Genomic DNA, 19,780 nt, shown 5'->3' with positions numbered 1-19,780 from the left:
TTAAGTATTTTTAGGATAGAGAGAAGTTATGAAAAAATTAATGTTAGCAGGTGCCATGTTGTGCACAAGTATGAGTGCATTGGCAAATGACGTTGCAGTAACGCCAAATGCTAATGATCCTATTGTTACTAAGTTTGCGGCACTTGGCGTTACGGTTAAGCAAATAAATCCAAGCCCAGTGGCTGGTTTAAAAGAGCTAATTACAAATAAAGGCGTGTTATACGCAAGCCCAGACGGCCAGTTTTTAATGCAAGGCACGTTAATCGATTTAGACAACCGTAATAACCTAACAGAACAAGCTTTAAATAGCGTACGTGCTGAAGGTATTACAGAATACGAAGAGTCGATGATTGTGTACAAAGCACCAAACGAAAAACACAGCATTACTGTATTTACTGATATTAGCTGTGGTTATTGTCGTAAATTACACCGTGAACTAAACGATTTACTTGATGCGGGTATTACCGTTAAGTATTTAGCGTTTCCACGTGGTGGCTTACAAGGTTCGGGCTACGCAGATTTAATGAACGTATGGTGTGCGAAAGATCAACAAGAGGCGTTAACAGAAGCTAAAGCAGGTGAAAGTACCACGGTAGTTGCAGGTTGTAGTGCGCCTATTGCTGAGCATTATCAGCTAGGTCAAAGCTTTGGCATTAGTGGCACGCCAGCCATTATTTTAGATGACGGCACAATGATCCCAGGTTACCAACCTGCTGCTGCATTAAAAGCAGCGTTAGATGCTAACAAAGCATCTTAATAACGTGTTTACGTTTATAAAAAGGCCTTAATGGCCTTTTTTTGTCTTTTTAATACGACTCAATAAGTTAAAAAACCTGCATGAAAAAACTGATCATTGCGCGCGAAAACGTTAACGACTCGCACTTACCGAGTCATTTGCATCCGGTTATAAAACAAATTTACGCGACTCGTCGTGTAGTTGATGCCCAAGAGCTCGATAACGGTGTTGCTACGCTTCACGATTATAAATTGTTTAAAGACATCGACAAAGCAAGTGCATTACTAGTCGATGCGCTTAATGCGCAAAGCCACATTTTAATTGTGGGCGACTTTGATGCCGATGGCGCAACCAGTACTGCAACCTTAATGCAGGGGTTGCAAATGTTTGGTTTTCAAAATTTAGATTACCTTATTCCAGACCGCTTTAGTTTAGGTTATGGCTTAAGCCCCGCACTGGCCGAACAAATAGTACAAATAAAACCCGATTTAGTGATCACCGTAGATAACGGTATATCCTGTATTGCCGGTATTGATATTTTAAAATCGGTAGGTATAAAAGTGCTGGTTACAGATCACCATTTACAAGGTGAACAGCTTCCCAATGCCGATGCCATTGTAAATCCAAACAGACACGAATGTAACTTTCCGTCAAAGTCTATTGCTGGTGTAGGCGTTGCGTTTTACTTATTAATTGCACTAAGAAGCCTAATGCGCGAACAAGGTTACTTTACGCAACAAACACCGCCTAACTTAGCAAACTTATTAGACATAGTTGCACTGGGCACAGTCGCTGATGTAGTTGCACTTGATGCAAATAACCGAACATTAGTACACCAAGGCTTAGCGCGTATTCGCAGTGGTAAAACACGCCCAGGTATTACAGCACTTATTGAAGTGGCCAACAGAAATGCAGCGCGTTTAAGCGCCAGCGATTTTGGTTTTTCACTTGCGCCACGTTTAAACGCAGCAGGGCGACTAGACGACATGAGTTTGGGCATAGCGTGTTTACTGAGTAACGATATAAACCAAGCAAGGCGTATCGCAAGCGAACTCGACAGCTTAAACCATGCAAGGCGTGAAATAGAGCAAGGTATGCAAGCTGAAGCACAAGCAGTGCTTGATAGGCTCGCCTTTACCGATGATAACATTCCTGATGCTATTTGTTTGTTTCAAGATGACTGGCACCAAGGCGTAATTGGTATTTTGGCTGGCCGTTTAAAAGAAAAGTACCACCGCCCAACCGTTATTTTTGCCGGTGGTGAAAATGGCGAAATTAAAGGCTCGTGCCGCTCTATTGAAGGGCTACACATGCGCGACCTACTCGAAGGGTTAAATACCGCGGATCCCCACCTAATTAATAAGTTTGGTGGCCATGCCATGGCGGCGGGTTTAAGTATTAACGAGCAAAACTTTAACGACTTTAAAAAAGCGTTTGATGCAGCGGTAACAGCTCAGCTTAGCGAAGAAAGCAAGCGTTGTATTGTGTTTACCGACGGTGAACTGCCAAACGACTGCTTTACCATGGAGTTTGCCCAATTATTAAAGCAATCAGGTCCATGGGGGCAGCAGTTCCCAGAGCCGGTGTTTGAACATACCTTTGAATTAATTCAGCAACGAATTGTTGGCGAAAAGCATTTAAAACTGGTGCTTAAACATCAATCAGGGCGATTAGTTGACGCTATTGCTTTTGGTATAGACGTAAAAGAGTGGCCAGATACCGAAGCACGCTTTGTTAAAGTGGCTTATCAACTTGATATAAACGAGTTTAGAGGTAAATTTAGCTTGCAGCTAATTGTACGAGAGCTTGAAAAAGTGCACTAAAAAATATGCACAATACATGCATAAAAGGCTAATAAAGCGCGCGATTTTTTGTTAAAATCGGGCGTTTTTATCATTTGACGATAATTTATTGCGGATATTCCTTAAGTCGGGCCGTAATAATCTAGCCATTTTGGAGTAATGTACATGTTTGAAGTGAATCCTGTGATTAATCAAATCAAGGAAATTCGCGATCGTACTGAACTGCTTCGGGGGTACCTTTGACTACGCTCTTAAACAAGAGCGCCTAGAAGAAGTTAACGCCGAACTTGAAGATTCAGCTGTATGGAATGAACCTGAACGCGCACAGGCACTTGGCCGTGAAAAGTCAGCATTAGAGGCGGTTGTTGAAACTATCGACAACCTAGTTGCCGGCGCCGACGACGTTGAAGGCTTGCTTGAGCTTGCAATAGAAGCGGAAGACGAAGACACCTTTGACGAAGCAAATGCAGAGCTTGAAGGCCTAAACGCGCAATTAGAAGGTTTAGAGTTTCGTCGCATGTTTTCGGGCACGCACGACGCAAACGATGCATACCTTGATTTACAATCAGGTTCAGGCGGCACTGAAGCTCAAGACTGGTGTAACATGCTACTGCGTATGTATTTACGCTGGGGCGAAGCAAAAGGCTTTAAAGTTGAGCTAGTAGAAGCAACCGATGGCGATGTGGCCGGAATAAAAGGCGCAACAGTTCGCTTTGTTGGTGAATACGCTTACGGTTGGTTACGTACAGAAACAGGCGTACACCGTTTAGTTCGTAAAAGCCCATTTGACTCAAGTGGCCGTCGTCATACATCGTTTGCCTCTGCGTTTGTATACCCAGAGATAGACGACAATATTGAAATTGATATTAATCCGTCTGACTTACGTATAGACGTGTACCGTGCATCGGGCGCAGGTGGTCAGCACGTTAACACCACCGAATCGGCAGTACGTATTACTCACGTGCCTACAAACACGGTAGTGCAATGTCAAAACGAGCGTTCGCAGCATAAAAATAAAGCCCAAGCAATGAAGCAATTAAAAGCTAAATTATTTGAGCTTGAGCTACAGCAGCAAAATGCTGAAAAACAAACGCAAGAAGATGCAAAATCAGATATTGGTTGGGGCAGTCAAATTCGTTCATACGTTCTTGATGACTCGCGTATTAAAGATTTACGCACCGGCGTTGAAAACCGCAATACCCAATCGGTACTTGACGGTAACCTAGACAAATTTATTGAAGCCAGCCTTAAATCTGGCCTATAACCACCAAGCTAATAAAGAGCTAAAAAATGACTGATAAAATCCAAGACGAAAACAAGTTAATCGCTGAGCGTCGCGGCAAGTTAGATGCTATTCGCGAAAATTGCCCAGCCAACGGTCATCCAAACCAATTCCGTCGTGAACATTACACGGCCGATTTGCAAGCTGAGTTTGGTGATAAAACAAAAGAAGAATTAATTGAGCTACAACATGTAGTGTCAATTGCTGGTCGTATTCTTGCTAAGCGTGGCCCGTTTATGTCTATCCAAGATATGAAAGGCCGTGTACAAGTTTACGCATCAAAAGACGTACAAAAAGACTTAAAAGCAAAATATGGTCAGCTTGATATTGGCGATATTATTGGCGTTAAAGGTCCACTTAATAAATCAGGCAAAGGCGATTTATACGTTGATATGGCCGAGTACGAATTACTTACTAAGTCACTACGCCCATTACCAGAAAAATTTCATGGCTTATCAGATCAAGAAACTAAGTACCGCCAACGTTATGTTGATTTAATTACTAACGAAGCAACGCGCGAAACTTTCCGTATTCGTTCACAAGTAGTTGAAGGTATTCGTCGCTTTTTAGCAGAGCGCGACTTTATGGAAGTAGAAACGCCAATGCTACAGGTTATTCCTGGCGGCGCATCTGCGCGTCCATTTGTGACTCATCATAACGCGCTTGATATCGACATGTACTTACGTATTGCGCCAGAGCTTTACTTAAAGCGTTTAGTGGTAGGTGGTTTTGACCGCGTATTTGAAATTAACCGTAACTTCCGTAACGAAGGGTTATCAACGCGTCACAACCCAGAATTCACTATGATTGAGTTCTACCAAGCGTACGCTGATTACATCGACCTGATGAATATCACCGAAGACATGCTACGTACTGTTGCAACTAACGTATTGGGCAGCCCAATTGTTATTAATACAACAAAAGACGAAAACGGCGAAGTAACCGACTCAGTCGAGTACGACTTTGGCCAACCGTTTACACGTTTAAGCATGGCTGACGCTATCTTAAAATATAACCCAGAGTTTGATGCTGCGGTATTTAACGACCCAGAAAACCACTTTGAAGAATTAAAAGCGTACGCTAAACAAGTACACGTAAAAATTCCTGAAAACTGTGTGTGGGGCCCAGGTAAGTTTTTATGTGAAATATTTGAAGAAACGGCTGAGCACATGCTTATCCAACCTACATTTATTACAGGTTACCCATGGGAAGTATCGCCACTGGCGCGTCGTAACGACGAAAACCCATTTGTTACCGACCGTTTTGAGTTTTTTGTTGGCGGCCGTGAGCTTGCAAATGGTTTCTCGGAGCTTAACGATGCACAAGACCAAGCAGAACGCTTTACCCGCCAAGTTGAAGAGAAAGACGCCGGTGATGATGAAGCAATGCACTACGATGAAGACTACATACGCGCACTAGAGTACGGTTTACCACCTACCGCTGGTGAAGGTATTGGTATTGACCGATTAGTCATGCTGTTTACTGACTCTTCTACAATTAAAGACGTTATTTTATTCCCGCACATGCGCCCGCAAGCTGACTAAGCTTAATTTAAAATAACCCCCTGAAACGCCGCTTAATTGCGGCGTTTTAGTTTTAATTTTGTTTATTCATAGCTAATAAGACCATTATTCATATATTAAGCTGTTGATATTTAGTTGTAATTTCTTATGAAAATTTTTATGTGCATATAACAAATTAATGAGTAACTTTTAAACATTATGTTGTATTTTTGTAACTTTGTTAGCTACAATACGGCCAAATTTTAAACGGCCTAACTTTTAGGTGCTGTAAATAATAAAAACGGATTTATAAAATAATAAAATGACAGATAAAACTATCGAAGAGTCGGAAGAACTCAGTCAAACCGAGCGAGAGCGAGAAGCGTTTTACCGAGCATGCATTGCCGAGTTTCAACAACTAGGTTATCAAGAGCAGTACCTGGCTAGTTTAAAAGATAAATGTGCACCAACCGACGACACACTTACGCCTAGCGAAGAGAGTTGATTAGCTTAAAAATTAGGCTTCTTTCATATAAAAACATAACATATGTGTGTTCTGTAACCATATAGACACTTTTGATAGAAAAGTGTTTGACATATTTTCTGAAATCTTTATTATACGCCCCACAAGACGGAGAGGTGTCCGAGTGGCCGAAGGAGCTCCCCTGCTAAGGGAGTATAGAGTTTGTAGCTCTATCGAGGGTTCGAATCCCTCCCTCTCCACCATTTTTTAAATGGCGAAATCTTGTAAACGTAAAGATGGGCGCATAGCTCAGCTGGATAGAGTACCTGGCTACGAACCAGGCGGTCGGAGGTTCGAATCCTCCTGCGCCCACCATTCTTTACACACTCTGCTTAGAGTATAAATAAGTTAAAGTGTTTGGTTTGTAACCAAATTGGTCGGAGGTTCATTCTTACAAGATACGTCCTGCTTCCAGCACTTTTTACACACTCTGCTCAGAGTATAAACTAGCAAATAGTAAAAGTGGGCGCATAGCTCAGCTGGATAGAGTACCTGGCTACGAACCAGGCGGTCGGAGGTTCGAATCCTCCTGCGCCCACCACTTTTACAACACTCTACTTCGAGTATAAACAAGTAAAAAGAATGAAAGTGGGCGCATAGCTCAGCTGGATAGAGTACCTGGCTACGAACCAGGCGGTCGGAGGTTCGAATCCTCCTGCGCCCACCACTTTCATACATAAGCCGACGCTAAGTCGGTTTTTTTGTGCCTGAAATAAAGTGATTATGGGAAAGTAGCAAACTACGAACCAAGCAGTCGGAGGTTCACTCTTACAAGATACGTCCTGCGCCCACCACTTTCATACATAAACCGACACTAAGTCGGTTTTTTTGTGTCTGAAATTTGAGAAAGCTTTCAGATATCAGATTTCAGTTAAGCCAAACAAACACCCCTGTTAAAAACTTCAGCGTAGACGCAGAACTTGTTCGCGTGAGAAACGCAGCTTCTAATTACTTATGTATCTACTCAAAACCATTCACTGCTCTTTAACCTAAGCTGTGTTATTTTAAACGCCTTGTTTAAAAGGATCTTGCTGTATGTTTAAAACCGTATTTTTTATATTCTTATTTATTTTAAGCGCACTTTTTACTATTAACGGACCCGCAAATGAAGCAAAGCATTCAATAACCGTCGGGGCTGAGCAACCTGCTTTATACTTACCGCAATTAAAAAATAAACGTGTTGGGTTGGTGGTAAATCAAACCTCTTTAGTTGGGCCTATCCATTTAGTCGACAGCCTGCTGGCTAAAAATATAAACATAACCAAAATTTTTGCACCCGAACACGGCTTTAGGGGCGATCACGATGCTGGTGCCCATGTTAAAAATGCAGTTGATAGCAAAACCGGTATCCCGCTTATTTCTATTTATGGCAAAAACAAAAAACCAAGTGCAGAGGCACTTAGCAATGTAGATGTTATTGTTTTTGATATCCAAGATGTGGGCGTACGTTTTTATACCTACATAAGCTCTATGCATTACATGATGGAAGCCGCAGCCGAGCAAGGTATTGAATTTATGGTACTTGATAGGCCAAACCCGAATATTGCCTATGTTGATGGGCCAATTCTTGAGCGCGAATTTAAGTCGTTTGTAGGCATGCACCCAATCCCCGTGCTGCACGGCATGACGGTAGGCGAACTTGCTAACATGATCAAAGGAGAGGGCTGGATCAATAAAGCGGTCGATCTACAGCTCACCGTGATCCCCGTTGATCGTTACACACGCACAACCCGTTATAGCTTACCTGTAAAGCCCAGCCCTAATTTACCGAATGATCAATCAATCGCGCTTTATCCGTCGCTTTGCTTTTTTGAAGCCACACCTATAAGTATTGGCAGAGGCACCGACTTTGCGTTTCAGGTTATTGGTTATTCGCCGGTAAAATTAGGAGATTTTAATTTTACACCGCGTGCTATTAAAGGCGCCGCTTTAAACCCTAAATTTAAAAATACAACGGTACATGGCCTTGATTTAAGGCAAGTAAACAGCGCAGGACTAAATTTAACGTACTTAATAAGCGCCTACGCCACCCTTAATAAACATAACGTCGACTTTTTTGAACGCGCTGATTTTATGGATAAACTAGCAGGTACTAATAAGTTACGTTTAGCTATTGAAGCAGGGCAGTCGGCTGAGCAAATAAAGCAAGGCTGGCAAAGCGGCCTTGTACAATTTAAAGCGCAACGAGCGCCTTATTTGCTATATGAGTAAGGCCTAACCATGCTATTTACTGTAAAAAATACTTCCTTAATTCAAAACACATGGTTAGTTGCTTTGAGTTTAATTATTGTGGGCTGTGGTAGTACACATAACCCATTAAAATCGCGGCCGGTGCTGACTAAAAGCCAGTTAGTACAGCTGCCAAATGCGCAAGTTGTAGCCCGCTTTCCTGATCCAAACCCAAGTAGCCGGTTTTATGTAAACAACCGCGGCACATTTAAAGCGTATAAAGGGCGTGGCCAATTATTAATACAAAACCACAGTGCCGAAAGCGCCGATATTTATATTAACAACCAAAAACTTAATACCAATACATTAACCGCTAATACGCTTTATAATTACAGTTTAGCGGCGCATACCCATAATGGTATAAACACATTTAAGGTAGAAAATATTTTACCTAAAGGCACAAGCTTAACGCTGCGCTTTGCATTTCCCACTTTAAATTTAATGCCTACTAAGCCTATTGATTTTACAGACGTTGATGAACTTATTGAGCGCGATATTAAAGCGGGGTTTCCTGGTGCAGTACTGGCAGTTGTTAAAAATGGCGAGCTAATAAAGCTCAGTGCCTATGGCGATGCCAAGCAGTACCAACAAAACGATTTAATGCTCCTGCGCCCAGAGCCAATGCAAACAAGTACCCTATTCGACTTAGCCTCAAACACCAAAATATTTGCTACTAATTTTGCACTTATGAAATTAATAAGCGAAGGGCAACTAAATATAAACAAACCTGTGCAAAGCTATGTGCCCGAATACACCGGCGATGGGCGAGAACAACGCACAGTAAAAGAGTTACTCACGCATACCGCCGGTTACCCACCCGTGTTTGATTTTCACCGAAAAGATACACAGCAAGGCAATACATTTTATTCTCAAAATAGCCAAACCACTAAACAGCTTTTGTTAACAAAAGTACCGCTTAATAACAAAAGCCCAGTGCAACATGTTTATTCTGATATTGATTACATGATTTTAGGTGTACTGGTTGAGCGCATAACAGGGCAGCCACTAGACGAGTATTTAGAGCAGCACATTTATGCGCCCCTTGAACTGAGTAACACGCTATTTAATCCACTTAAAAAAGGGTTTGAACGCAATCAATTTGCAGCCACTGAGCTTAGCGGTAACACCCGCGATGGGCGTATTACTTTTGATAATATTCGTACTCATGTTTTGCAAGGTCAAGTTCATGACGAACGCGCATTTTACTCGTTTGGCGGCGTTGCAGGGCATGCAGGATTGTTTAGTAACGCTCACGATTTGGCTGTGCTGTGCCAGTTATTACTAAATAATGGCGGTTATGGTAACGAGCAATTATTTAGCGCAAGTGCCTTGGCGCAGTTTTTAACGCCGCAAAGCACTAACGAAACGTATGGTCTAGGTTTTAGGCTTGCAGGCAATAATCAAGCACGGCGTTGGCATTTTGGCCCTTATGCCAGCGCACAAGCTTATGGCCATACCGGTTGGACAGGCACCGTAACGGTGATCGATCCCGCTTACGACTTAGCGATTGTTTTGCTTACTAACGCGCGCCACACTGCAATTAAAGGCACACAAAAACGTTATGAATTTACAGGCAAACAATTCGAAACCGCTCAGTACGGATCTGTGGTATCGCTTATTTACGAAGCGCTGTTAAATCAATAAATTATCGTATAGGTTAAAATGGGCTAATACAGTTATACCCAATGGCTTATTTGCAGGTGACTTGGCAACATCAATCCATTAAGCTAGGCGGTTTACTCCATTAAGCTACTTTTTAAGTATTGGGCTTAACATATACGCGTTTAAGCGCGGGTTGTTAATAATTAAGGTTAACTTTTTATGCATTGGTATTCTATTTTACCGCCGCTAATTGCGATAGCTATCGTGTTTTGGCGCAAAGAAGTCATTATGGCGCTGTTAGTTGCCGTGGCGTCTTCTGAGTTTTTACTTGCCTTACAAGGTGAAGGAAATAGCGTATTTACAACGTTTTTAAATACCATAGAGCGTATTATTTCGGTGGCAAGCTCGCCGGGTAATAGCCGCATACTCATATTTAGTATTTTAATAGGTGCCTTACTTGCCTACATACGCGAATCAGGCGGTGTAGCAGCAACAGTTAACTTGTTAATGAACAAAGGGGTCGCAAAAGGTAAGCGCCAAGTTGGCTTTTTAACTATGTTTACCGGCGTTGCAGTGTTTATAGAGTCAAACCTAAGCGTGCTTACGTCGGGTATTTTGTCACGCGGCCTGTTCGACAAATTTAAAATGAGCCGTGCTCGCCTTGCCTACATTATTGATAGTACCAGCGCACCTGTGTGTATTTTAATACTCCTTAACGGCTGGGGCGCATTTGTGCTGGGTTTATTAGGTAATTACGAATTGGGCGAATCGGCCGTATCGGTACTGTGGGGCAGCGTAGGTTATAACTTTTACGCCATAATCACCCTGGTTATTGTTTTTTACACCATTGCGTTTGATAAAGTACATGGCCCAATGAAAGAGGCCGAACAAAAATTAGAACTACAAACAAACGAGCTAAAAGAAGAAGTAAAAGGTTCTAAAGCACGCTTTATGCTAGTGCCACTCATCACGCTAATTGCCAGCATGGTAGGCTTTATGTTTTACACTGGTAATGGTGTTTTAGCAGAGGGTAGCGGCTCTAAATCGGTATTATACGCAACCGTGCTTGCTATTGTGGTTGCTTACTTATTAATGATTAGTTCGCGCCAATTCACTCACCATCAACTAGTTGATACTGGCTTTAAGGGCATGGGTGAGTTACTTCCGCTGGTAAGTATTGTTTTGCTTTCACTCACACTGGGCGCAAGCTTAAAAGATCTAGGAACGGGTGTGTTTGTTGCCTCCTTAGTAGGCGACTACTTACCTATTTATTTAATAGTGCCCGTGCTGTTTTTAACAGGGGCGGTTATGTCGTTTACTACGGGGACATCGTGGGGCACGTTTGCCATACTTATCCCTATTGGCGTACCGCTAATACAAGCATTAGGTTTACCACCTTCATTGGTTGTAGGCGCTATTTTGGGTGGCGGTATATTTGGCGATCACTGCTCGCCTATATCCGACACCAGCGCGGTATCAGCACTTGCATCGGGGTGTGACCTACTCACTCACGTTAAAACGCAGTTACCGTATGCGTTATTTGGTGGCGCACTGACCTTTATTGCTTATTTGGTTATTAGCATTATTGTGCTGTAAAAACTCGGAATTTAAATATTTAAAAGCTTGCTTAATCGCAGGCTTTTTTGTTTTCACTTAGGTTGGATTGAGTTATACGAAGCCCAACGGAACGCCAATTTATTTCACAGCTTTAAAGCCGAGTAGATACACTGTTTTGTAGGCGCTTAGCTTGCTAGCGCGTCGGGTTAGATTATTTTTACGCATTTAATCAATATGTTATTAATTTTAATTAAATAACTATAGTTTTGTTATATTAAAAACTGAGATATGCTGGGTTTGGATTTTTAAGCTATTTTAAAAGGATTTTATTCGATGATTGCTGAAGATATTCCAGCTGAAAAAAAGAGTGATGGATATACGCCATACTTCCTAAGTGCAACAGATGATGTTGAGATAGATTGTGATGTCTCAAATGTTTTTGGCCAAGTTATTGCATCTGATAAAGCATACAATATTGCTATCACAGGCCCGTATTCATCTGGTAAATCTAGCTTTGTGAGCTCTTATAAAAAGAAGAACACTGAGTTTTCTAATACATCAATTGATGTTTCACTAGCTGCTTTTCAGGTTGATGAAGTGGGAGGTGGGAATAATAAATCAAGTAAGCCAGAGGTTTTTGACTTTGCAAATATAGAAAAAAGCATTGTTCAACAAATTATTTATAAAGTGCCTTCTTCAACAATTCCAAAATCTCGCTTTAGTAAATTAGCTACTTCCAAAGATACTACCAAGTGGAAGAGCTACATACTTGCTTCGCTTTGGCTTCTGTCTATTTTTTATATTTTTAATCCAAAAAGTTATATTTTTATTGATCCTATTAGGCCAATACTTGGGAAATATTTAGAGTTTTTTAACATTGCTTTATCTTTAGCTATGCTTTCAGGTTGCCTGTTTGGTATTGCATCTATAATCAAATATTTGAAAAACAATCTACCACTATCCAAAATAAGTTATTTAAATCCCACAAATGTGGAAGTAAGTTTCTTTTCAGAATCAGATTCAGTTTTGAATAGAACTCTGGATGAACTAGTATACTTTTTTTCTAGCTCAAATTATAACAAGGTAATATTTGAAGACTTAGAGAGGTTAAATAAGCCTGAGATATTCACGAAACTCCGTGAAATAAACATCATCTTGAATAATAGTGATGCAGTGAAAGGTAAGCATAAGAATGGAATTAAGTTTATTTATGTAACTAAAGATGATTGCTTCTCAGCAACAGAAAGAACTAAGTTTTTCGACTTTATACTACCCATAATTCCAGTTATTCACTCAAATAATTCATATGAAAAAATACGAGAGTTAATTTCCACAATTAAAGGTGTAAACCTATCTCATAATTTTTTAAGGGATGTAACTGTTTTTATTTCAGATATGAGGGTTTTGCAAAACATAGTTAACGAATTCTACTTCTACAGAAAGCTAGTTAATCATGATCAAAGTTTATCCGACGATAACTTATTTTCACTAGTTTTATCTAAAAACATGTTCCCCGATGAATTTGAGCTTCTTCAACAAAATAGTGGGAGTATATTTTCTGCTTTTGATACATCAAAAATAAAAAAAGAAGTAGTTGAATGTAAAAAAGCAATCATTCGTGGGTGCGAAGAGCAAATTGAAAAAATTCAAAATGCGATAAAATTTACTGATGTTGAGTATGAAGCCCTCATAAGATGGAAGCTTCAAATAATTACAAGTCAATACCCTGGGCTGCGTGGTTGGAAATTTGGACAAAAGACTATTGATAATAGCGATTATGATTCTGTTTTAGTAAGTTTACGAGAAGGTCTTGAATTAAAGCTCTCTGACTATGGCACATTAGTATCATTAGCTGAAAATGATGAATATTTGGAGATTCAAAGTTACTTAGAAAAGCTAAATGTGCTAGATGAGCCGAATGAAAAAGTTGAGCAACTTAATCGTAAAATAAATGAAATTTCAATATTAATAAGTAAAGTTGAGAGTGCTTCACTCAAGGAAATGTGCTCTCTTTTTGAGGGCGAAAGAGAAAGTCTTACAGGCTATAAATCAGATCATATTATTCACTACTTGTTGCGTGAAGGATATATCTATGAGGGCTATCAAAAATATATTTCAATATTCTATGAAGGCAAATTAACTCGTAATGACTTTACCTTTAGAAACAATATTGTTTATGGAAAGAAACCTAATTTTGAATATCCCCTAAATAATCCAGCAGGCATTGCTGAATTACTGGATGAAAATAGCTTTTCGCAAACCGCTATTTTAAACTTTGATCTTTTTGAATATTTAATATCCGAAAAGCACTCATTTTTAAAACAAATCTGCAGCATATTAGATAACAACCCTAAGCTTCTTATTGAGTTTATCGATAAGTTAGAAAGTAGTAAGTTAATTGATATATCATCAATGCTCGAAATTTTAGTATTCAATAGGCTTAACTTTTTAGAGTTAAGCAAGAGTTATACCGATAAGTTTGGGGAGTGGTGCTTTAAACTATGTAAGAGTAAAGGTTTTTCTGATGTAGATTTTAATCATTATCTTTTTTTGGCGAATCATTTAAATGAAAATCCCCAAATTGTTGTTGAAATAGCAGGCGAACCAAAGGGGCTGAGAGAAGTGATTTTAGAAAATATACTTTCTCTTGACCCTTTGTTCGAGTATGTCGAATTTGATCATAAAAACGATGACCAGATTGAAGTTTATACAACTATGTTTAAAGCTAGGTGCATAAGACTTAACTCAGGTAGCTTATATAGTTATTTTAAATGTGTTTATAAAAGAAAGAAATTTTCTTTAGCTTTTATCCTTAAAACTGAAGATGAACTGCTAAACATAGGTATTGCTGATACTGACACACTCCAGCTGTTAGTTGAAAAGTATTGGATAGAGACTACTAAAGAGGATATTGAGGACGAGAACTCAATAATTCAGGTGCTAAAGTCTGATATCGCCTTTGAAATAAAAGAGCAGTTAATAAGCAATATACCTTTTCAACTTCAACATATAATTAGCTCTAAACTAGATGACACAACTCATTTGGAACTCTCAAGACAAGATAAAGTCATACCTTCTATTGAGAATTTAGTCACTATTTTTGCTTATATTGATCATGATAGTGATTTCTTCGAAGATTTTAATATAGAAGCAGATAGAGTAGTTTCAGCTAATCTTGAAGATTTACTTTTAGCGGTTAAAAACTTGTACAATGACGAGCTACTCTTTGATTTTACAGGTGTTATTTTATTTAATGTTAAAAAACAAGCTACATTCCAGTCATTAATAGATCTTCTGAGTGAGCATATAAGCGGTTATGATTTAGATAATTTAACTGATGAGAAGTATAAGTACTTAATTAAAGAACGTTTAGTAATTTACTCTGATTCACTTAAAAGTGAATTTGAGGAAAATAGACAAGCTCTTCTTCCATTATTAATTTCGTGCAATAAGGATAAGTTTGAAGAAACAAATTACTTTTCTGACCTTGAAGACGAAATGCTTTGCTCCATTGCTAAATTAGAGATTCTTAGTAATGCTGAGATACTGGCCATTTTTGAAAGCTTAAATGAAAGTAGTTTCTTTTCTTCTGATGAATTATCTTCTTGTTTTGCTGATTTACTAATAATTCAGCCTTCTGATAAGGTGTCTGAGAAGTTGTTTAGGCATTTAGTTGAGTATGTAGAACCCAAATCAAAGAAAGGTCAGGCCTTAATTCGTGCAATGCATAATAAGTTTGATGCAATCTATCTTGTAGAAAATATGACTTTTGATTGTATTCCTTTTTTCTCCCTAGAAGGCAGAATACTTATTTTTGAAAGTGCTGAAGTCAGCGATGAAAACAAGGTGTCAGCAATTGCTAGTTTAAATGATGAAGAATTTAAAAGTCCTAAAATAGATACTATTTATTTAAGCTCCTTAGCTTGTGAGATGCAGTTTGATGGAGTCACAGAAGTTAACATAATTAAGTTAGCTTCAGAACTAGATACTGATTATGATTTAATAAAGTTTCTATCCTGTCAAATAGATTTATTATCTGAGAGTGGTGTGAAAGAAATCTGTGGTTTTTCTACAGAGCAGATTGCAAAAATTAATACAGCTAAAACCCACTTTGAATTACCAAACTCTGAAGAGTATGATGTTTTTGCTTCATTGGTCTTAGATAAAAAATTGATTAAAAGAAAAAAAATCACTACAGCAGATAAAATTAGAGTTTATTTAAATAATTCATAAAATAACAAGCTACTTGGTGGTAATAATTTTTAAATTACCACCGCACAAACCACCTAAGCCTTGCACTGACTCACCCCAACTCCTGCATGCTTCAGGGCAATAATTTGCCCTTTGCCGTTATGCGCCATAGCGAGCATATCACCGGTATTGATATTACTTTCAACTGCGTGCCTTCCCTTTAAATCACTCAATAGCGACTGCTTAATTTGCACTAGCACCTCGTCATTACAACTGGCTATGTACCAGTCGTTGTCGACCTTTACGAGCGTGCCGTATTCTATGTGGCGTTGCTGGTGGCGGCGTAAATCGTTTGCTAATTGGGTGTCGAGCGCGCGTTTTTGTTGCGTTATGGCGCTTGCGTAGCTGCCTGTTTGATCTATTTCATGCGTTGTTATAAACGAGTAGTCGTGAATGTCTATTGTGTTTAGTACGGTTTTAGGGGCGGTATTTATGACGTTGTTGCTGTTGAGCACTATAAAGGCCAGTAAGCCCAGAGCGCAGGTAAGGCTTGTGAGTTGCAGGGCAAAACCTAACTTTTTAGGTTGTTTTTGAGCTACGCTGTGTTTTAACGCCAGTTGTTGAGCATGCGAAAGGGTGGTACGTGCTTTACGCGCTTTAAAGTGGTTTGACAGCTTTTCATCAAACTGCTCATCAGGCTTGTTCATTATAATCTCCTAATAATTGTTTTAGGTTTTGTTTGGCGTAGCGTAGCCTTGTTTTTATGGTTTGGGCGTTGCTTTGCGTTATAAGCTCTATGTCGGCAAGGCTAAAACCTTCTTGTTGTAAGGTGATGGCTTCGCGCTGCACAAAGCTCAGTTCCTTGAGCGCCGTGTTGAATGCTTCGTAGCTTATGTGTGTGTCACCTATGTGCGAGTCACTATGTGTTAATTCGCTTTGATTGGCACTTTGCAAAGGTTGTAGGCTGTTTTCGTCTAGCTCCACAAAATGTTGCTGTTTGCGGTATTCGTCTATTAGCGTGTTACGTGCGAGTTTAAATAACCACGCTTTAGGCGTGGTTTGTGCTTGGTAAAGGTGGCGCTTTTCAATTACTTTTAGCCATGTTTGTTGGCTTACGTCGTATGCTAAGTGAGTATTAGACTGCGTAACAAGGTAGTGGTACAAATCGTTACTGTAAAGCGCAATAAGCTGCTCTAGGTGACGGTTTTCTCCACTTTTTGCATAACGCGCCATGCAGTCTTTGCTGGGCGTTTCAAATAACCAGGTTTTAATACTCATTAGCATAGGCGTTTAGTCCGTTAAATAGAGTTATCTAATTTAAAATCAAGTTGAACTGTTTGATCTGTTTGTAATTGTGCCACACCTTCAATTACTTTTGGGCGGTATTTCCAACGTTTAATAGCGCGCAGTGCTTCGCGGTTAAAAATACGTTTTGGTTCGGCGTTTAAAACTACCGCGTCTATTACTTCGCCAGTGGGCGAAATATTAAAGCTAAGTTGTACCCAGCCTTCTATGCCATCACGCGCAGCAGTGGTTGGGTACTTTGGGTTTATGCGCACTATGGGTGAGGCATCTCCCGTTGGGCGATTAAGTGTATTGTTAATGCCGTCACCAAAGTTATCCATTATTAATGGCGGCGCCGTGTTGATTGCCATAACTGGGTCGGCACTCGGTGTTACCCGTGGTGGCGCTTTAGGCGGCATTTTTGGTGTAGGTGGTGGTGGCATTTTATCTATGTGCCTTACTTTTGAATCTTCGGGCACTTTAAATATTTCAACCGTTATTTTATTACCAGGGTCTAGTGGTGCACGTTGGTCGCCACTGATTAGGTATTGCATAAATGCAAAGGCAGCAAAGGTCATTGCTGCACCACCAATAACGGCGGTTGATGTTTTTATAAATGTTGGGTTGTTTGGGGTTTCAATTGTGTGCATAAGCCGCTCCTAGTTAACTCATTATGGTGTTTTCAGAGCTATAACGGGTGGTAAATCAAAAAGGGGTGAAATATTTTTATAAAAAATGCGGGTTTAGTTACAATAGCGCTTCGCATTCTTTTACTTATTAACTTTTTAGGCTGTTATGCAACTCATTGAAATAAATAAAGCGCGTTACCGTAAGCATTTAAACCGGGTAATTGCAGGCTGTGCGGCTTCGCTTGCGGCGGGGAGCTTAGCTATATCGCAAACGCTAATTGCGTTGTTTCCGGATGAAAGCGGAAGCCATTTTCATTGGAACTTAACCGGTGTGGTTATTACAAGTTTAGCCATAGGGTGGTTGTTAAATAAATACCGTACTCATCCTTACATGACCGAGGTGGTTTATGTATGGGAGCTAAAACAGGCACTTAATAAAATAACCCGTAAAATGCCAAAGTTAAAAGCGGCTGGGCGCGAGGGTAACCCCGCTGCACTATTAGCCATTCATTACAGTTATGCGGGCTCGCGTTTATTGTGGCAGCTAGACGACAACCTTATAACAATGGAGGACCTAGCCATTAAGCAAGCTGAGTTAGATTCGGTTGCTGCACAGTTTAATTTAACGCTTAATGCTGACGATTACGAAGAGAGCATACTAAAACAGTTTTAAAGCCCAATTTAAAGAGCCGCAATGAAAAAGGTATTGATTGTATGTTTAGGTAATATTTGCCGTTCACCTACTGCCGAGGCGGTACTAAAAGCGCGTGCAAAAGCCTTGGGTGTAAAGGTGGTGGTCGATTCTGCAGGTACAATTGGCTATCACGAAGGTAATCCGCCCGATAGCCGCTCAATGGCGGCGGGTGAAAAACGCGGCTATAGCTTTAAAGGAATACACTCGCGTAAAGTTCGCACTAGCGACTTTACCGAGTTTGATTTAATTTTAGCGGCCGACAAACAAAATTTAGCTGATTTACAAGAGCAGTGCCCAGCGCATTTACATTATAAATTAGCGTTGTTTTTAGAGTACGGGGAGCAAATCACAAGTGCTATACCTGATCCCTATTACGGTGGTGACGACGGCTTTGAAAGCGTACTTGATTTAATAGAAGCGGCCAGCGATAACATACTTGCTAAAATGTAAGCGCCTTTTATCAGCTTTGTTACATTAACGAACATTTGTTTTATTGCCCTATGTTCCTTAATTAAGTACGATTTATGCTTACTTAAAAGGAATGTTATGAATACAAAAATATTACTACTGGCTTTATCACTTAGTTCGGGTTCTGCTTTTGCCAATGATGTGAGCTTTTCGATTGGTGGTGGCTACCCTTATTTGCTTGTTCCTGAAGCGTCTTTATCGGCAGACAACAATACCCAGCGCTGGTATGCAAACTATAAAATTGGCCTAGATGATGGCTTTTCAGTGGGCTTTGAACAAGCTGTAAGTAATAACAATAAACATGCATTTGGTGTATTAGTTGGGGCTATTGGCGCACGTGATACCGATCAACCATGTGAAAGTACAAACACTGACGACATTGCTAGCGAGCTGGGTAATATTTTTGGTTGTGCGCTTGGGCAAATATTTGATGATGAAACCACACATGGTGTTGGGCTTACATACAGTTATAACTTTAACGGCTTAAATAGTCGTGGTTTTAGACTAATACTTGATGCGGGCTACGGTAAAACAAGCGACAGCAACGAAAAAAGAGCCGATGGGGCTATTCGTATTAGTTACGAGTTTTAGGACGCCGTAAACTAAAACAACACTAAAACAATACAAAAATAAAAGGCGCTAAATAGCTGTCTCTTGATCACAAGTCTGACTCAAGAGATTTTGCTAAATCGTAGCCTTCAAGGATGGCTTGTAATTTAAGCCATCCTTGCCATAACACTTTCACAGATGCACGCCCTGTGCGCTTGGTATCTTTCCACCCCCCTAACTTTGCCAGTTCTCGATACGCCCATGACATATTTGGAGCGGTTTCAGGCAATGGTGTTTTTATTCTCTTTAACCACAATAACTTCCATGCTTTCGGAGGTAGCAGTTGTTCACAACTTGGAGAATCAGGCTGCTCATTGGTGAACTTTAGTTGCAATATTCGCGTCGCAATAAACCCATTAATCGTCACCAACCTTTCCATGTTATCTTGGCTTTGAAGGCGTAAACTTTCGATATTCGTGCCATCACTTTTCCAGACTTTATGGTATTCCTCAACAAGCCAACGGTGCTCATAGTAGGTGATGATGGCTAAGGCGTCTTCTTTGCTGGTGACTGGTTCACTAGTTAATAAGTGCCAGCTTAAATCGTTCTCAGCGTTTCCTCGCTCTGCACAGCCGACATAGTAAACTGGGAGAGAGTGTCCTTTTTTATTGTAAGGCACTTTCAGTGTCACTGGCGCATAGGTGATATCCAGTGTTGCGCTTCGGGCTTTTC

The 19,780-nt window shown here is 40.2% G+C and carries 16 protein-coding genes and 4 tRNA genes; 16 read left to right on the top strand and 4 right to left on the bottom strand.

What is annotated here, in order from left to right; all coding sequences use genetic code 11:
* Positions 1 to 28 precede the first annotated feature (28 nt).
* The 13 genes from dsbC to ATS76_RS12425 all read left to right on the top strand — a co-directional run bounded on the left by dsbC (position 29) and on the right by ATS76_RS12425 (position 15,466).
* Positions 29 to 757 carry a bifunctional protein-disulfide isomerase/oxidoreductase DsbC gene (gene dsbC / locus ATS76_RS12485; protein WP_058552413.1) on the top strand — a complete coding sequence of 243 codons (729 nt, stop codon included), beginning with the start codon at positions 29 to 31 and terminating at the stop codon, positions 755 to 757.
* Positions 758 to 837: 80 nt separating this feature from the next.
* A complete protein-coding gene (gene recJ, locus ATS76_RS12480; RefSeq protein ID WP_058552412.1) occupies positions 838 to 2,559 on the top strand; it encodes a single-stranded-DNA-specific exonuclease RecJ in 1,722 nt (573 codons plus the stop codon).
* 144 nt (positions 2,560 to 2,703) lie between these two features.
* Positions 2,704 to 3,802, top strand: a protein-coding gene (gene prfB / locus ATS76_RS12475) for a peptide chain release factor 2 (RefSeq protein WP_152995648.1) whose coding sequence is annotated in 2 segments (ribosomal slippage) — positions 2,704 to 2,778 and positions 2,780 to 3,802 — 1,098 coding nt in all. Because the reading frame shifts where the segments join, the coding sequence is not laid out codon by codon here.
* Between the two features lie 26 nt (positions 3,803 to 3,828).
* Positions 3,829 to 5,364, top strand: a complete 1,536-nt coding sequence (lysS, locus tag ATS76_RS12470; RefSeq protein WP_058552411.1) for a lysine--tRNA ligase — start codon at positions 3,829 to 3,831, stop codon at positions 5,362 to 5,364.
* A gap of 280 nt (positions 5,365 to 5,644) precedes the next feature.
* Positions 5,645 to 5,827: a hypothetical protein gene (locus ATS76_RS12465; RefSeq protein ID WP_058552410.1), complete on the top strand. Its 183-nt coding sequence runs from the start codon at positions 5,645 to 5,647 to the stop codon at positions 5,825 to 5,827.
* A gap of 128 nt (positions 5,828 to 5,955) precedes the next feature.
* Positions 5,956 to 6,048: transfer RNA gene (locus ATS76_RS12460), tRNA-Ser, on the top strand.
* 35 nt (positions 6,049 to 6,083) lie between these two features.
* A tRNA-Arg gene (locus ATS76_RS12455) sits at positions 6,084 to 6,160 on the top strand.
* 149 nt (positions 6,161 to 6,309) lie between these two features.
* A tRNA-Arg gene (locus ATS76_RS12450) sits at positions 6,310 to 6,386 on the top strand.
* Between the two features lie 49 nt (positions 6,387 to 6,435).
* A tRNA-Arg gene (locus tag ATS76_RS12445) sits at positions 6,436 to 6,512 on the top strand.
* A gap of 368 nt (positions 6,513 to 6,880) precedes the next feature.
* Positions 6,881 to 8,056, top strand: a complete 1,176-nt coding sequence (locus tag ATS76_RS12440; protein WP_058552409.1) for an exo-beta-N-acetylmuramidase NamZ family protein — start codon at positions 6,881 to 6,883, stop codon at positions 8,054 to 8,056.
* Positions 8,057 to 8,065: 9 nt separating this feature from the next.
* The gene (gene pbp4b / locus ATS76_RS12435) at positions 8,066 to 9,718 is read left to right on the top strand and encodes a penicillin binding protein PBP4B (protein ID WP_058552408.1); all 1,653 of its coding nucleotides are present in this window, start codon (positions 8,066 to 8,068) and stop codon (positions 9,716 to 9,718) included.
* Between the two features lie 177 nt (positions 9,719 to 9,895).
* Complete coding sequence (locus ATS76_RS12430) at positions 9,896 to 11,272, top strand: Na+/H+ antiporter NhaC family protein (RefSeq protein WP_058404842.1); 1,377 nt, start codon at positions 9,896 to 9,898, stop codon at positions 11,270 to 11,272.
* Positions 11,273 to 11,566: 294 nt separating this feature from the next.
* On the top strand, positions 11,567 to 15,466 hold the full coding sequence (locus ATS76_RS12425) for a YobI family P-loop NTPase (RefSeq protein WP_058552407.1): 3,900 nt from the start codon (positions 11,567 to 11,569) through the stop codon (positions 15,464 to 15,466).
* A 53-nt stretch (positions 15,467 to 15,519) separates the two neighbouring features.
* Here ATS76_RS12425 and ATS76_RS12420 read toward each other — a convergent pair whose 3' ends face one another.
* From ATS76_RS12420 to ATS76_RS12410, 3 genes are read right to left on the bottom strand one after another with little or no spacing between them, the layout of a single operon-like run.
* Positions 15,520 to 16,131, bottom strand: a complete 612-nt coding sequence (locus ATS76_RS12420; protein WP_058552406.1) for a hypothetical protein — start codon at positions 16,129 to 16,131, stop codon at positions 15,520 to 15,522.
* On the bottom strand, positions 16,118 to 16,708 hold the full coding sequence (locus ATS76_RS12415) for an RNA polymerase sigma factor (protein ID WP_058552405.1): 591 nt from the start codon (positions 16,706 to 16,708) through the stop codon (positions 16,118 to 16,120). Before ATS76_RS12415 ends, ATS76_RS12420 begins: the two co-directional genes overlap by 14 nt.
* Positions 16,709 to 16,722: 14 nt before the next feature.
* Entirely contained in the window at positions 16,723 to 17,358 is a 636-nt protein-coding gene (locus ATS76_RS12410; RefSeq protein WP_058552404.1) for an energy transducer TonB, read from the bottom strand.
* 145 nt (positions 17,359 to 17,503) lie between these two features.
* Here ATS76_RS12410 and ATS76_RS12405 point away from each other — a divergent pair, with 145 nt between their 5' ends.
* The 3 genes from ATS76_RS12405 to ATS76_RS12395 all read left to right on the top strand — a co-directional run bounded on the left by ATS76_RS12405 (position 17,504) and on the right by ATS76_RS12395 (position 19,090).
* Positions 17,504 to 18,010: a DUF3087 domain-containing protein gene (locus ATS76_RS12405; protein ID WP_058552403.1), complete on the top strand. Its 507-nt coding sequence runs from the start codon at positions 17,504 to 17,506 to the stop codon at positions 18,008 to 18,010.
* Between the two features lie 21 nt (positions 18,011 to 18,031).
* Positions 18,032 to 18,481 carry a low molecular weight protein-tyrosine-phosphatase gene (locus tag ATS76_RS12400; protein ID WP_058552402.1) on the top strand — a complete coding sequence of 150 codons (450 nt, stop codon included), beginning with the start codon at positions 18,032 to 18,034 and terminating at the stop codon, positions 18,479 to 18,481.
* A 96-nt stretch (positions 18,482 to 18,577) separates the two neighbouring features.
* Positions 18,578 to 19,090, top strand: a complete 513-nt coding sequence (locus ATS76_RS12395) for a hypothetical protein (protein WP_058552401.1) — start codon at positions 18,578 to 18,580, stop codon at positions 19,088 to 19,090.
* Between the two features lie 67 nt (positions 19,091 to 19,157).
* Here the strand turns inward: ATS76_RS12395 and ATS76_RS12390 are convergent.
* A partial coding sequence (locus ATS76_RS12390) for an IS4 family transposase (RefSeq protein ID WP_152995629.1) occupies positions 19,158 to 19,780 on the bottom strand: 623 nt, incomplete at its 5' end.

This window comes from Pseudoalteromonas sp. 10-33, assembly GCF_001469195.1.
Classification (GTDB): Bacteria; Pseudomonadota; Gammaproteobacteria; order Enterobacterales; family Alteromonadaceae; genus Pseudoalteromonas.
The sequence above is the reverse complement of the archived record's forward strand: the minus strand, read 5'-3'. Positions and strand labels throughout refer to the sequence as shown.